The sequence below is a fragment of the Streptomyces sp. NBC_01283 genome (genome assembly GCF_041435335.1).
Lineage (GTDB): Bacteria > Actinomycetota > Actinomycetes > Streptomycetales > Streptomycetaceae > Streptomyces.
Window position 1 is genome coordinate 3,860,116 of the sequence record NZ_CP108430.1, and the last position, 13,281, is coordinate 3,873,396.

The following is a 13,281-nucleotide window of genomic DNA, read 5'->3' on the forward strand; positions in this document are numbered from 1 at the left end:
CCGGGATCAGCCGCCGCCACTGCCCGAGCAGCCGAAGCCGTCGCGGTCGACGGCCTCGCTGCGGCTGAAGGTGCCGTAGTCGGCGTAACGGCCGTCGATGTCGGCGTCGTAGTACCACTCGGGGTCCATGCGGCCGGACTTGCCGGTGCCGTAGGAACCGCCGCTGCTCTTACGTCCCTTGCCGTTCGAGGAGTTCGAGGAGGACGAACCGGAACCGCTCTTGCAGTTCTTGTCGGCCACGATCTTGTAGCCGGTGAAGGTGTCGTAGCTGTCGCGGTCCACGCACCGCTTGTCCGGCTCCGAGCCGCACGAGGTCAGGGCCGCCGCGAGGACGCCCATTCCGCCGAGCACGACCGTGCTGGACCGCAGCCTCCGCCGTGGGGCCTTCCGCTCTTCCTGTTCTTCCATCTGTGCTTCCGCTCCCCCGTTGTCGTACGTGTGTCCGTCAGTTGTCCGTCTGTCGTACGTGGTCGGCGATCAGCGTAGGTAAGGGCCCGTGCGCCATGCCAACCGGCTCAGCCGAATCCCTCTCCTCTACAGTCACTTCGTGTCTCTTGGGATGATTTGCGCTCTCGGTTCAGCGGTCTGCTTCGGCACGGCCTCCGTCTTTCAGGCCATCGCCGCCCGCTCCACGGCGCCCGGAACGGGGTCCGGGGTCGACCCCGCGCTGCTGCTGCGCGCGGTGAAGCAGTGGCGGTACGTCGTGGGGCTCGGGCTCGACGGGCTCGGGTTCCTGCTGCAGATCGTGGCGCTGCGTTCCATCCCGATCTACGCCGTCGGTGCGGCCCTCGCCGCGAGCCTCGCCGTCACGGCGGTGGTGGCCTCGCGGATGCTGCGGGTGCGGTTGAGCGGTGTGGAGTGGGGGGCGGTGGGCGTGGTGTGCGCGGGGCTCGCGATGCTGGGGCTCGCGTCGGGGGACGAGGGGGAAGGCGTCGGCTCGACGGCCCTGCGGTACGTGATGCTCGGCGTGGCGGTGGGTGTGCTGCTGCTCGGCGCGGTGGCCGGGCGGTTGCCCGGACGGGGGCGGGCGCTGGCCCTGGGGCTCGGGGCGGGGCTCGGGTTCGGGGTGGTGGAGGTGGCGGTACGGCTGATCGACGATGTCTCGCCGGGGGCGCTGGTGAGGAACCCGGCCTGTTACGCGCTGCTGGTGGGCGGGGGTGCGGCGTTCCTGCTGCTCACGTCCGCGTTGCAGCGGGGCTCGGTGACGACCACTACCGCGGGAATGGTGATCGGGGAGACGATCGGGCCCGCGGTGGTGGGGGTCGTCTGGCTCGGGGATCGCACGCGGGGCGGGATGGAGTGGGTGGCCGTCCTGGGGTTCGTGGTGGCTGTGGTGGGGGCGTTGGCTTTGGCGCGCTTCGGTGAGGCACCGGTCGAGGAGGAGGCGGCGGTGGGAGGTCCTGCGTAGGGGCTGCCTGGGGGCTGGGTAGGGGCGGACCCTGCGGGGCTTTCCCCAGTCCCGCCCCTTCCCGGCTGTGACATTTGCGGCTCCGCCGCGTGGGGCTCCGCCCCAGACCCCGCTCCTCGAACGCCGGAGGGGCTGAGACACCGCCCTACGGCAACACCGCGCACAACGCCTCCAGCGCCCCTGCCCAGCCATGGTCCGCCGGTGTGCCGTAGCCCACCACCAGTGCGTCCCGCTCCGGGGGCCTCGCGGCAGGATGGCGGAAGCTCGCGAGGCCCTGTACCGCGAGGCGTTGCCAGCTTGCCGCCTGGACCACCGTCCGTTCCGTGCCCGGCGGGAGTTCAAGCACCGCGTGCAGTCCCGCGGCGATCCCCGTGGCCCGCACTTCGGGCGCCCGCGCGGCAAGCGCGGCGACCAGCTGGTCCCGCCGGCGGCGGTAGCGCAGCCGCGCGCCCCGCACATGGCGGTCGTACGCACCTGACGTGATGAACTCCGCGAGCGTCAGCTGGTCCAGCGCCCCGCAGGCCCATTCCGCGCCCCCCTTCGCCTCGATGACCTCGGCGGCGATGGGCGCGGGCAGCACCATCCAGCCGAGCCGGAGACCGGGGGCGAGGGACTTGCTGGCCGTGCCGAGGTAGACCACGCGGTCGGGGTCGAGGCCCTGGAGCGCGCCCACCGGCTGCCGGTCGTAGCGGAACTCCCCGTCGTAGTCGTCCTCCAGGATCAGGCCGCCCGTGCGCCGCGCCCAGTCGACGACGGCCGCACGCCGGTCGGGGTGCAGCGGCACCCCCATCGGGAACTGGTGGGCGGGCGTCAGGAGCGCCACCTTCGCCGAGCCCGACCCCAACTCGTCCGTCGAGGTGCCCAGTTCGTCGAAGGGCAGCGGCCTGGTCGTCAGACCCGCCCGCTTCAGCAGATTCCAGTGCACGTCCAGGCCGTACGACTCGACCGTCACCTCCCGCAGACCGCGGGCCCGCAGTACACCGCCCAGCAGGCTCAGCCCCTGCGCGAACCCGGCGCAGATGACGATGCGGTCCGGGTCCGTGCGCACGCCGCGGGCCCGGGAGAGGTAGTCGGCGAGGGCGGTACGCAGTTCGACGCGGCCGCGCGGGTCGCCGTAGCCGAGCGCGTCGTTCGGGGCGGCGGCCATGGCCCGGCGCGCGGCCTTGAGCCAGGCGGCGCGCGGGAATGTGGAGAGGTCGGGGGTGCCCGGCATCAGGTCGTACGTCGGACCGCCGGCGGCCCTGCGGCGCGGCGTGGGTGCGGCTGGGCGGGGAACGGCGCGTTCGGCGACGCGGGTGCCCGAGCCCTGGCGTGCGGTGAGCCAGCCCTCGGCGACGAGGTCCGCGTACGCGTCGGCGACGGTGTTGCGGGCGATGCCCAGGTCGACGGCGAGGGAGCGGGACGAGGGGAGGCGGATGCCGGGGGCGAGCCTGCCGCCGCGCACCGCCTCGCGCAGGGCGTCCGTGAGGCCCTTGCGCACGCCGGAGTGCATCGCCTCTCCCCCGGTCTCCAGGTGGAGGTCGACGCCCAAAGTGGCCCACGAATCTTCCATGGGAATGGACCATACCTGTGGGCTACTCCCCTCGTACGGTCGATGTCATGACGACGAACGAGAGCACCTCCGTAGACAGCCCCGCAGGCAGCCCCGCGGACATCCCCGTACCGGCGCAGTCCAAGGAATACGTCCACGAGCACACGCCCCGCCTCGACTGGCACGCGCAGGCGCCCGAGGTCTTCAAGGCGATGGTCCGGCTCGACGCGGCCGCCCGTAAGGGCGTCGACCCGGTGATCCTGGAGCTCGTCAAGATCCGCGCCTCGCAGATCAACCACTGCGCGCTCTGCGTCGACATGCACAGCAAGGACGCCCTCGCGGCGGGCGAGAGCGTGGAGCGGATCATCCAGCTCAGCGCGTGGGAGGAGTCGCAGCACTTCTACACCGCGAAGGAGGTCGCCGCGATCGCGCTGACCGAGGCGATCACCGTCCTGACGGACGGCTTCGTGCCGGACGAGGTGTACGACAGGGCCGCGGCCCTCTTCGAGGAGCAGGAGCTCACGCAGCTCATCGCCGCGATCACGGTGATCAACGCGTGGAACCGCTTCGGCGTGTCGACGCGGCAGGTGCCGGGCCACTACAAGGCCGGAGACCACAAATGACCGCTCGGACCGACCACAGTGCTCGGACCACTCATCTCGACAAGCGCTTCGGGTCCGCCCTGGCCGCCTTGAGCGCGGCGGCGAAGAAGGGGCTCGGCGATCCCGTGCTCGCCGAGCTCGTGATGGTGCGGGCCTCGCAGATCAACGCGTGCGCGTTCTGTCTGGACATGCATGTGGACGTCGCCGTGCGGAACGGTGAGAGCGCGAAGCGGATCGCCCTCCTCAACGCGTGGCCGGAGGCGGGCGAGCTCTTCAGCGAGCGGGAGCGGGCCGCTCTCGCGCTGACCGAGGCGGTGACGGTCCTGACGGACGGGTTCGTCCCGGACGAGGCGTACGAGGCGGCGGCCAAGCATTTCGACGAGGCCGAACTCGCCCATCGCATCGGGGTGATCACCGTCATCAACAGCTGGAACCGGGTGATGGTCAGCCGCCGTATCGAGCCGGGCGGGTACACGCCATGAGCCTCGTGGACGACTTCCGCGCGCTGCACCATGGGCGCGCGCCCGGTGACCCGCTGGTCCTGCCAGGACCCTGGGACGCGGCCAGCGCGCGAGTCTTCGCCGAGGCCGGTTTCCCCGCTCTCGCGACGCCGAGCGCGGGGGTCGCGGCGTCGCTCGGGTACGCGGACGGGGAGGTGCCGGTGGACGAGATGTTCGCGGCGGTGGCCCGGATCGTGCGGTCGGTCCCCGCATCGGTGCCGGTGTCCGCGGACATCGAGGACGGCTACGGGCTGCCGCCGAAGGAGCTGGTGGAGCGGCTCCTGGCGACGGGCGCGGTGGGCTGCAACCTGGAGGACTCGACGGACGGGGCCCTCAGGGACCCCCACGAGCAGGCGGACTGGCTGGCGGAGGTGCGTGCCGCGGCGGGCGACGGGTTGTTCATCAACGCCCGCGTGGACACGTTCGTCCGGGGGGTCGCGGATCCGGGTGCCGCCGTCGAGCGGGCCCGCCTCTATGTGGCGGCGGGCGCGGACTGCGTCTACCCGATCTTCGCGCCGCCGGAGGCACTGCCGCAGCTGCGGGCGGGCATCGAGGGACCCATCAACGTGGGGGCGAAGGCGGACGGCCCGTCGCTGCGGAAACTGGGCGAACTGGGCGAACTCGGCGCCACGCGGATCACGTTCGGGCCCGGCCTGCTGGTCCGTGCGACGGAGGCGTTGCGGGAGATCGCGGGCGGCCTGAAGCAGACGTGACGGCGCCGGGCGCCCTTCGCGAAGGGCGCCCGGCGCGCAGCACATGAGCCCGCCCCTGCCGCCGGGCAGCTCACACGGCGTCAGTGCCGGCCAGTGCTAGTACTTGCTGATGCAGGACGCCTTGACCCGCCCGACCTGGGCGTTCGGGATGCTGTTCTTGATGCTCCAGGCCTCGACCCGCCACTTCACCGAGCGCATCTCGGTGGGCGTCGCGCGCTCCGTCACCAGGACCTGCTGGGAACCCCCGAAGTTGTGCGTGTGCAGCGCACCGCCCCCGGTCGACTTGAACCGGTGCTTGAGGTTGCCGATCCCGCCGGATGAGATGTAGACGACCTTCCCCGCGGGGCAGGTCTTGGTGCCGGACTTCTTCTGGCTGAGGCGGTCCGACGCCTTGCCCACGCGCCAGCCCTGCGTGCTGCAGTAGCCGTACACCTTGCTCAGGTTCTTCTTGTTCCCGTACACCGAAGTGACCTTCCACGTGACGGACTTGCGCCACGTCGGAACGGTCCGCGTCGAGATGCCGTCGTGCGAGTGCTTCCACACCCGGGACACCAGCCGGCCGCCGGCAGGCTTCCACGACACCCGCGAGCGCCCCGCCGCCGAGTCCCAGATCCAGGCCGTCTCGCCGGGCTTGCGGCACTTGAGCGTGCCCTTCTTCGAGTGGAACCCACCCGCCGCGGCGACCACACCGGAGTCGGAGCCGGACGCCGAGCCGGAGACAGACGCCGCGGCGGAGGGAGCTGCGGGTGCGGCCTGGGCCGAACCGCTGCCGATCATCGGCACCAGCACGGCGGTGCCGACGGCGAGTGCACCCACCGACGTACTCACACGGCGAGGGAGTTTCATACGCGTCCACCAGCTCTCTGAGGGTTTGACATGAACATCACCCACCGTAGGAGGAGACGCGCGGGCCCCGCTATTGCACAAAAGTGCAACGCCCCAGATCAGAGGCCTCGCACATGCCGATGGTGCCGGCCCCGAGGGGACCGGCACCATCGTCACGGCTACACCGGCACAGCAGCCATCGCGCTGCACGGCGTCACATCACTCGCCGCGTCACTACTTCTTCGGGAGCCACTTCTCCCAGACGTCCTTGTTCTCCTTGACCCACTTCTTGGCCGCGGCCTCGCCCGTCATCTTGTCCTTGGCGATGGACTTGGCGACCTCGTTCTGCTGGTCGTTGTCCCACTTGAAGTTCTTCAGGAACTCGGCCGCGTCGCCGCCGTCCTTGGCGAAGTCGGCGTTCATGTACTTCTGCAGCTGGTTGTTGTCATAGCCGCACTTGGTCTCGGTCTTCGGCTCGTTGCATCCCTCGGTGTACTTGGGAAGCTTCACCTCGACCATGTCCAGGTCGACGTTGGCCCACAGCGGCTCCCACCAGTAGGTGATGAACGGCGTCTTGGCCTCGTACTTCGACTGGATTTCCTTGATCTGCGCGGCTTCGTTGCCGGTTTCCTTGATGTGGAAGTTCAGCTTGTGGTTCTTGATGAGGTACTGGTCGTACGTCGTGTACGAGGGGGCCGCACCGATGAACTCGCCCTTGTCGCCGGACTCCGAGGTCTTGAAGTCCTTGGCGAACTTGTTCAGGTTCTTGTAGTCGAGGATCTCGGGGTGCTTGTCCGCGTAGTACTTCGGGACGAACCAGCCGATGTGCCCCACGACACCGAGGTCGCCGGCCTTGACGACCGACTTCTTCTTGTCGATGTAGAGCTTCTGCTTGTCGGGCTGGCCGTTCCAGTCCTCCATGATGACGTCGGCCTTGCCGCTGTTCAGGGCGTCCCAGGCGATGGGCTCGTCCATCGTCTTGAGGTTGACCTTCTTGACGTCCAGCTCGTCCTCGAGGATCACCTTGGCGACCTCGGCGTTGGCGCGGGCGCCCACCCAGGACGGAACGGTGATCGTGACCTCGTCGCTGTTGCCCGACTTCTTGGTGTCGGCGGCGCAGGCGCTGAGGCCGACCATGCCGAGGGCAGCGATGCCTGCGATGAGACTGGTGCTTATCCGCTTGCTGTGCTTCACGAGATTCTTCCCTTACCTAGCAGGAGTAGCAGAAGTATGCGCGGAGTCGAGGGCCGAGGCGGTGGGCCCGCCCCCGGCGCCCGGGGTCAGCGCAGGGCGTTTTCCTTCACCTTCGCGCCCGGCTGCGAGACCCGGTCGAGCAGTACGCCGAGGCACACCATCGCGACACCGGCGGTCAGGCCGAGCGGCAGGTCGTCCTTGGCCAGGCCCGTGACCACCTGCACGCCGAGGCCGCCGGCGCCGATCATTCCGGCGATCACGACCATCGACAGGACGAGTACGACGCCCTGGTTGACGGCCAGCAGGAGCGACGAGCGTGCCAACGGGAGCTGCACACCGCGAAGTTGCTGACCCGTGGTGGCACCGAGCGAACGCGACGCCTCAAGGGCCGCCGGGTCGATCTGGTTGACGCCCTGCGTGGTGATGCGGATGACCGCGGGCAGTGCGTAGAGCACGGCCGCCACGACACCGGCGGTACGGCCGCCGTGGAAGAGCGCGATCGCCGGGATCATGTAGACGAACTGCGGCATCGTCTGCAGGGCGTCGAGCACCGGCCGGATCGCCCGCTCCACCCAGCCGACCCGCGCGGCGAAGACGCCGATGGCGAAGCCGAGCAGCAGGGTGACCACCAGGGCCGTGAGGACCACGGAGAGGGTGTCGAGCGACCGGGTCCACAGGCCCATGCCGCCGATGACGGCCAGGGCGAGCACCGCGGTGATGGCGGACCACCAGCGGCCCGCCAGGAAGGCGAGAACACCGACGACCAGGGCCAGCGCCCACCAGGGCGTGGCCTCCAGGCCGTCACGGATCGGGTTGATGACGTACGTGGCGAAGTTCGACGCCATCGTGATCGTGCCGCCCACGACGGGGACACCGGAGCCGAAGGTGTGCTCGATCCAGTCCACCGCGGAGTTGACCGGGTTCGCGAAGGCGACGACCCACTCGTCGGGCCACTCCTCCTTGCCCAGCACGGAGCCCAGTACGGAGCCCACGGCGGTCGCGATGACGACGCCGAGCCAGATGAGTCCGGTCTTCTTGCCGCCCCTGCCGGCGCCCGGGGAGTCGAGCCGTTCGCCCACGGCACCCGTGGTGCGGTCCAGCCAGATGGCGATCAGCACGATCGCGATGCCGGGCGCCAGCGCGAGGCCGGTGTCCACGGTGGAGATCGCGGTGTAGATCTCGCCGCCCAGGCCGCCGACGCCGACCACCGAGGCGAGCACGACCATCGACAGACACATCATGATCGTCTGGTTGAGGCCGAGCAGCATCTGCTTGCGGGCGAGCGGCAGACGCGCGGTCCACAGCCGCTGCCAGGCGCTCGCGCCGAGGGAGGCCGACGCCTCCAGCGCGGCTTCGTCGGCGCCGCGCAGACCGAGCGCGGTGAGGCGGGCCATCGGCGGAGCCGCGTAGATGACCGTGGCGACGAAGGCGGGCGGCACGTCGACGCCGAAGATCAGCGCGAAGGGCAGCAGATAGGAGAACGCCGGGAGGATCTGCATGGTGTCGAAGACGGGGTTCAGAATGCGCTGACCCCGCTCCGAGAGACCGGCCCAGAGTCCGAGCAGCGCTCCGACGAGGGCCGCGACGGCGACACAGGCCACCATCAGGGCGAGGGTCTCCATCGCCGGTTCCCACATGCCGAGCAGCCCGATGACCACGAAGGCACCGAGCGCGGTGCCCGCGGTGCGCAGCGCGCGGCGGCTGAGGTCCGCGCCGCCCGCCACCCAGGCGATCAGCACCGCCGCGAAGGTCACGCCGAAGACGCCGAGCGTCTCGAAGAGGCTGACGAGGCCGTCGACGGAGCCCTGTGCGGCATTGCTGATGTGCAGCAGGAAGTACAGGAAGATCCAGTGGGTGTCGCGGTTGTCCTCGAGCCAGGTCTCCGCGTCGCTCAGCGGGGACCTGACGTCGAACGTCCAGCCGCTGGGCCAGGCACTGTGGCTGACCAGGAGCGCGCTGACCACCGCGACGAGCACGGCAGCGACAAGGACGACCACCTTGGGCCGGGCGGCGAACCGGGCGGCCAGGCCCGGCGTCGGCGGGACGGCGGGCTCCTGCGGGGTGCGGTCCTTCTTCTCCAGGACGGAGGTGTCGGCGGCACTCATACGGCCGCCACCTCCCTGCCCTCGGCATCGCCGTTGATCCCGGCGACCACCGCGAGCAGTCGTGCGTGGTCGACGACGCCCAGCGTGCGTCCGTTGTCGACGACCCGGCAGTGCTCGCCGCTGCGCGCGACGGCCTCGATGGCGTCGACGACGAGGGTGTCCGGGCTGATCGCGACGCCCGTGGTCGCCTCGTCGCCCTCCGCGGGACGCATCGCGCTGCGCACCGGGATGACCTGCTCGCGCGGGACGTCACGGACGAAGTCGCGTACGTAGTCGTCGGCGGGCCTGGAGACGATCTCCTCGGGGGTGCCGAGCTGCACGACCGCGCCGTCCCGCATCAGCATGATGCGGTCACCGAGGCGCAGGGCCTCGGAGAGGTCGTGGGTGATGAAGACCATCGTGCGGCCCTCTTCGCGGTGCAGGCGGATGACTTCTTCCTGCATGTCGCGGCGGATCAGCGGGTCGAGGGCGCTGAACGGCTCGTCGAAGAGGAGGACCTCGGGGTCGACGGCGAGTGCGCGGGCCAGGCCCACACGCTGCTGCTGACCGCCGGAGAGCTGGCCCGGCCTGCGCTGCTCAAGACCGTCGAGGCCGACCTTGGCGACGACCTCCATGGCCTTCGCGCGGCGCTCGGTCTTGCCCATGCCCTGGATCTCCAGGCCGTACGCGACGTTGTCGAGGACGGTGCGGTGCGGCAGGAGGCCGAAGTTCTGGAAGACCATGGAGGCGCGGTGCCTGCGCAGTTCGCGCAGCCGGTTCTTGTCCATGGCCAGGACGTCCTCGCCGTCGATGACGACGGAGCCGGAGGTCGGCTCGATGAGCCGGGTCAGGCAGCGGACGAGCGTCGACTTGCCGGAGCCGGACAGGCCCATGACGACGAAGACCTCGCCCTTCTTCACCTCGAAGGACACATCGCGCACGGCTGCGGTGCAGCCGGTCCGCGCCCGGAGTTCGGCGGGGGTGAGCCCGTGCACCGAGGTGTCGCCCGGTATCCGGTCCGCCTTCGGCCCAAAGACCTTCCAGAGGTTCTCGACGGCGAAGACGGGTCCTTGGACGGACTCCTGTCGCGTCGCGTCGTCCCGCGTCGTGTCGTCCGTCTTGTTCACTGAGACCTCACTCATCGGCCTTCACCACCCAGCATCTCGGCACACTTCTCCCCGACCATGAGCACTCCGATCATCGGGTTCACGGCAGGCATCGTCGGGAAGACGGATGCGTCCGCGATTCGGATTCCCGCAAGACCGCGAATCCGCAGCTCCGGGTCGACTACAGCAAGTTCATCAGCGGAAGCGCCCATTCGGCAGGTTCCGGCCGGGTGGTACACGGTGTGTGCGGCCTTGCGCACGAGTTCGCTGATCTCGGCGTCGTCGGTGACGTCGGGGCCGGGGAACACCTCGCGCTTGAGCCACTTGGCGAACGGCTCGGCCTGCGCGACCTTGCGGGCCAGCTTGATGCCGTCGACCAGGGTCTGGCCGTCGTAGTCACCCTCGTCCTCGAAGTACCTGAAGTCGAGGGCGGGCTTGGCCTCCGGGTCGGCCGACGTCAGGTAGAGACGGCCGCGCGCACGGGACTTGGGGATGTTCGGCGTCATCGAGACGCCGTGCTCCGGGCGTTCGTAGCCCAGGCGCTCCGGGTTGTCCGTGAACGGGATCTGGTAGAAGTGGAACATCAGGTCAGGACCCTTGTGGTCCGGGTCCCGCTTCACGAACAGGCCCGCGTCGGAGTCCATCGCGGAGTTGCCGGGGATCGGCCCGTTCGTCTCCCAGACGATGACCGACTCGGGGTGGTCGATGAGGTTCTCGCCGACGCCCGGCAGGTCGTGCACGACCGGAATGCCGAGGGCTTCGAGGTCCTTGGCGGGGCCGATGCCGGAGTGCATGAGCAGGCGCGGCGTGTCGACGGCGCCCGCGCAGACGAGGACCTCGCGGCGGGCGGTGAGCAGTTGCTCGACGCCGTCCTTCGTACGGATGTGGACGCCGCGCGCGGTCTTGCCGTCGAGCTCCAGCTTGGTGGCCCACGTCTCCAGGAGCAGCCGGAGGTTGGGGCGGTCACCGGCCTCCATGTGGGGGTGGAGGTAGGCGACGGAGGCGGAGGAACGCTTGTTGTTCTCCGGGTGGTACGAGAGGTCGAAGAAGCCGACGCCCTCGTCGAAGGGCTTGTCGTTGAAGCCGACGACCTCGGGGACGCCGAGCGCGCTCTTCGTCGCCTCGACCCAGTCGGTGGCGATCTGGTTCTGGTCCTTCTTGGCGACGCGCACGATGTTGTTGCGCAGCTTGCCGAAGAAGGGGTCCATCGCGGCGGAGCCCCAGCCGGTGGCGCCCGCCTCTTCCCACTCGTCCCAGTCGGAGGGCAGCGGCTTGAAGGAGATCAGGGTGTTGTGCGACGAGCAGCCGCCGAGGACCTTGGCGCGGCTGTGCAGGATGTGCGAGTTGCCGCGCGGCTGCTCGGTGGTCGTGTACCCGTAGTCGAGGTCGCCGCCGAGCAGGCCGAGCCAGCGGCGCAGCGTGAGGACGTCCTCGCGGTCGATGTCGCTGGGGCCGCCCTCGATGACGGCGACGGTGACGTCCGGGTCCTCGGTGAGGCGGGATGCGATCACCGAACCGGCGGTGCCGCCGCCGACGATGACGTAGTCGTACTCAGTGGTCTCAGCCATGCGTGCTGCTCCTCTTCCTGCGAGGTGTGGTGCAAAGTGCTTGCGCGTAGTGAGCGGGGAGTGCTCGGACGTACAGACATGGATACGTGCGCGGGGGCGGGACCGCCGCCCCCGCGCACGCCTTCGTGAGTCGGGCCTCAGCCCGCGAACCAGCGGACCGGCTGCGGTGCGAGGTTCTGGTAGATGTGCTTGGACTCGCGGTACTCGGCGAGTCCGGCGGGTCCGAGCTCGCGGCCGACGCCGCTCTTGCCGAAGCCGCCCCACTCGGCCTGCGGCAGGTAGGGGTGGAAGTCGTTGATCCAGACCGTGCCGTGGCGCAGGCGCCGCGCCATGCGGCGACCGAGGCCCGCGTCATTGGTCCAGACGGCACCCGCGAGACCGTACTCGGTGTCGTTGGCGAGCGCGACCGCTTCGTCCTCGGTGCGGAAGGTCTCGACGGTCAGGACCGGGCCGAAGACCTCCTCGCGGACGACGCGCATCTCGCGGTGGCACTGGTCAAGGACGGTCGGCTCGTAGAAGTAACCGGTCGCGGGGCGCACGTCGCTGGGCTCGGGGCGCTTGCCGCCGGTGCGCAGGACCGCGCCCTCCTCCAGCGCGGAGGCGACGTACATCTCGGTCTTCTCGCGCTGCTGCTGCGAGACCAGCGGGCCGCACTCCACGCCGTCCTCGGTGCCGCGGCCCAGCTTGATGCGGCTCGCGCGGCGGGCGAGTTCGGCGACGAAGCGCTCGCGCACCGACTCCTCGATGATGAGGCGTCCACCGGCGGAGCAGACCTGCCCGCTGTGGATGAAGGCCGCGTTGAGCGCCTGGTCGACGGCGGTGTCGAAGCCCTCTTCGGTGGCGCAGGCGTCGGCGAAGACGACGTTCGGGTTCTTGCCGCCGAGTTCGAGGGCGACCTTCTTCACGCCGAGGGCCGCGGCCTGCGCGACCTTGGTGCCGGAGACGAGGCCGCCGGTGAAGGAGACCAGGTCGACGTCGGGGTGGTCGGAGAGGCGCGCGCCGACGGTGTGGCCGGGGCCGGTCACGATGTTGGCGACACCGGCCGGGAGGCCCGCCTCGACGAGCAGCTCGATCAGCGCGACCGTCGTCAGCGGAGTGACCTCACTCGGCTTGATGACGAAGGTGTTGCCCGCGGCGAGCGCGGGGGCGATCTTCCAGCTGGCCTGCAGGAGCGGATAGTTCCAGGGCGTGATCATCGTGCAGACGCCGACCGGCTCGTGCACGACGACGCTGTGGATGTCATCGGACCCGGCGTCGACCACACGGCCCGCACCCTCGCCGATCACCAGGTCGGCGAAGTAGCGGAAGGCGTCGGCGACGCAGTCGACGTCGACGCGGCCCTCCTCGACGGTCTTGCCGGCGTCGCGGCTCTCCAGCAGCCCGATCTTCTCCCGGTCGCGTACGAGGAGGTCCGCCACGCGGCGCAGCAGTGCAGCCCGTTCGGCGACGGGCGTGGCCGGCCACGGCCCGTGGTCGAACGCCTCGCGTGCGGCGGCGATGGCCGCGTCGGTGTCCTCGGTGCCGCCTTCGGCGATCAGTGCGAACGGCTTGGCATCAGCCGGGTCGAGGATCTCGCGTGTGGCGCCGGAGAGGGCGTTTCGCCACTCCCCGCCCACATGGATGGTCTGTTGTGCGGACACGTCCCGTTTGCCTTCCGTTCCTGTCATTCGCCCCGCCGGTCACCCGCGGTAGCCGGGAGCACATGCCCCCAGGTGGAGAAACCATGCGCATTACATAACTGAAAGTGCGC

General features: G+C 70.0%; 12 protein-coding genes. 4 read left to right on the forward strand and 8 right to left on the reverse strand.

The genetic code is table 11. The features are described 5' to 3' along the window. Nucleotides 1-6: 6 nt before the first annotated feature. Nucleotides 7-408, reverse strand: a complete 402-nt coding sequence (locus OG302_RS17445) for a hypothetical protein (protein WP_371527652.1) — start codon at nucleotides 406-408, stop codon at nucleotides 7-9. A 151-nt stretch (nucleotides 409-559) separates the two neighbouring features. Between OG302_RS17445 and OG302_RS17450 the strand changes: the two genes are divergently transcribed. Beyond that, entirely contained in the window at nucleotides 560-1,408 is an 849-nt protein-coding gene (locus tag OG302_RS17450; RefSeq protein ID WP_371750150.1) for a hypothetical protein, read from the forward strand. A gap of 145 nt (nucleotides 1,409-1,553) precedes the next feature. Here the strand turns inward: OG302_RS17450 and OG302_RS17455 are convergent, their stop codons facing one another. Beyond that, on the reverse strand, nucleotides 1,554-2,960 hold the full coding sequence (locus OG302_RS17455) for a PLP-dependent aminotransferase family protein (protein WP_371527653.1): 1,407 nt from the start codon (nucleotides 2,958-2,960) through the stop codon (nucleotides 1,554-1,556). Nucleotides 2,961-3,007: 47 nt separating this feature from the next. Between OG302_RS17455 and OG302_RS17460 the strand changes: the two genes are divergently transcribed. From OG302_RS17460 to OG302_RS17470, 3 genes are read left to right on the forward strand one after another with little or no spacing between them, the layout of a single operon-like run. After that, nucleotides 3,008-3,562: a carboxymuconolactone decarboxylase family protein gene (locus OG302_RS17460; RefSeq protein WP_371527654.1), complete on the forward strand. Its 555-nt coding sequence runs from the start codon at nucleotides 3,008-3,010 to the stop codon at nucleotides 3,560-3,562. Then, nucleotides 3,559-4,023, forward strand: coding sequence for a carboxymuconolactone decarboxylase family protein (locus OG302_RS17465; protein ID WP_371527655.1), 465 nt, complete (start codon nucleotides 3,559-3,561; stop codon nucleotides 4,021-4,023). The genes OG302_RS17460 and OG302_RS17465 overlap by 4 nt, the downstream gene beginning before the upstream one ends. Beyond that, complete coding sequence (locus OG302_RS17470) at nucleotides 4,020-4,754, forward strand: isocitrate lyase/phosphoenolpyruvate mutase family protein (protein ID WP_371527656.1); 735 nt, start codon at nucleotides 4,020-4,022, stop codon at nucleotides 4,752-4,754. The genes OG302_RS17465 and OG302_RS17470 overlap by 4 nt, the downstream gene beginning before the upstream one ends. Nucleotides 4,755-4,850: 96 nt before the next feature. Here the strand turns inward: OG302_RS17470 and OG302_RS17475 are convergent, their stop codons facing one another. The 6 genes from OG302_RS17475 to OG302_RS17500 form a co-directional block, all read right to left on the reverse strand. Beyond that, nucleotides 4,851-5,582, reverse strand: a complete 732-nt coding sequence (locus OG302_RS17475; protein WP_371527657.1) for a hypothetical protein — start codon at nucleotides 5,580-5,582, stop codon at nucleotides 4,851-4,853. A gap of 231 nt (nucleotides 5,583-5,813) precedes the next feature. Beyond that, on the reverse strand, nucleotides 5,814-6,773 hold the full coding sequence (locus OG302_RS17480; RefSeq protein ID WP_371527658.1) for a glycine betaine ABC transporter substrate-binding protein: 960 nt from the start codon (nucleotides 6,771-6,773) through the stop codon (nucleotides 5,814-5,816). Between the two features lie 86 nt (nucleotides 6,774-6,859). After that, entirely contained in the window at nucleotides 6,860-8,878 is a 2,019-nt protein-coding gene (locus OG302_RS17485) for an ABC transporter permease (protein WP_371527659.1), read from the reverse strand. Next, nucleotides 8,875-9,999, reverse strand: a complete 1,125-nt coding sequence (locus tag OG302_RS17490; RefSeq protein ID WP_371527660.1) for a glycine betaine/L-proline ABC transporter ATP-binding protein — start codon at nucleotides 9,997-9,999, stop codon at nucleotides 8,875-8,877. The genes OG302_RS17485 and OG302_RS17490 overlap by 4 nt, the downstream gene beginning before the upstream one ends. After that, nucleotides 9,996-11,531: a GMC family oxidoreductase gene (locus OG302_RS17495; protein ID WP_371527661.1), complete on the reverse strand. Its 1,536-nt coding sequence runs from the start codon at nucleotides 11,529-11,531 to the stop codon at nucleotides 9,996-9,998. The genes OG302_RS17490 and OG302_RS17495 overlap by 4 nt, the downstream gene beginning before the upstream one ends. Before the next feature lie 137 nt (nucleotides 11,532-11,668). Further along, a complete protein-coding gene (locus OG302_RS17500; RefSeq protein ID WP_371527662.1) occupies nucleotides 11,669-13,198 on the reverse strand; it encodes an aldehyde dehydrogenase family protein in 1,530 nt (509 codons plus the stop codon). Nucleotides 13,199-13,281 lie beyond the last annotated feature (83 nt).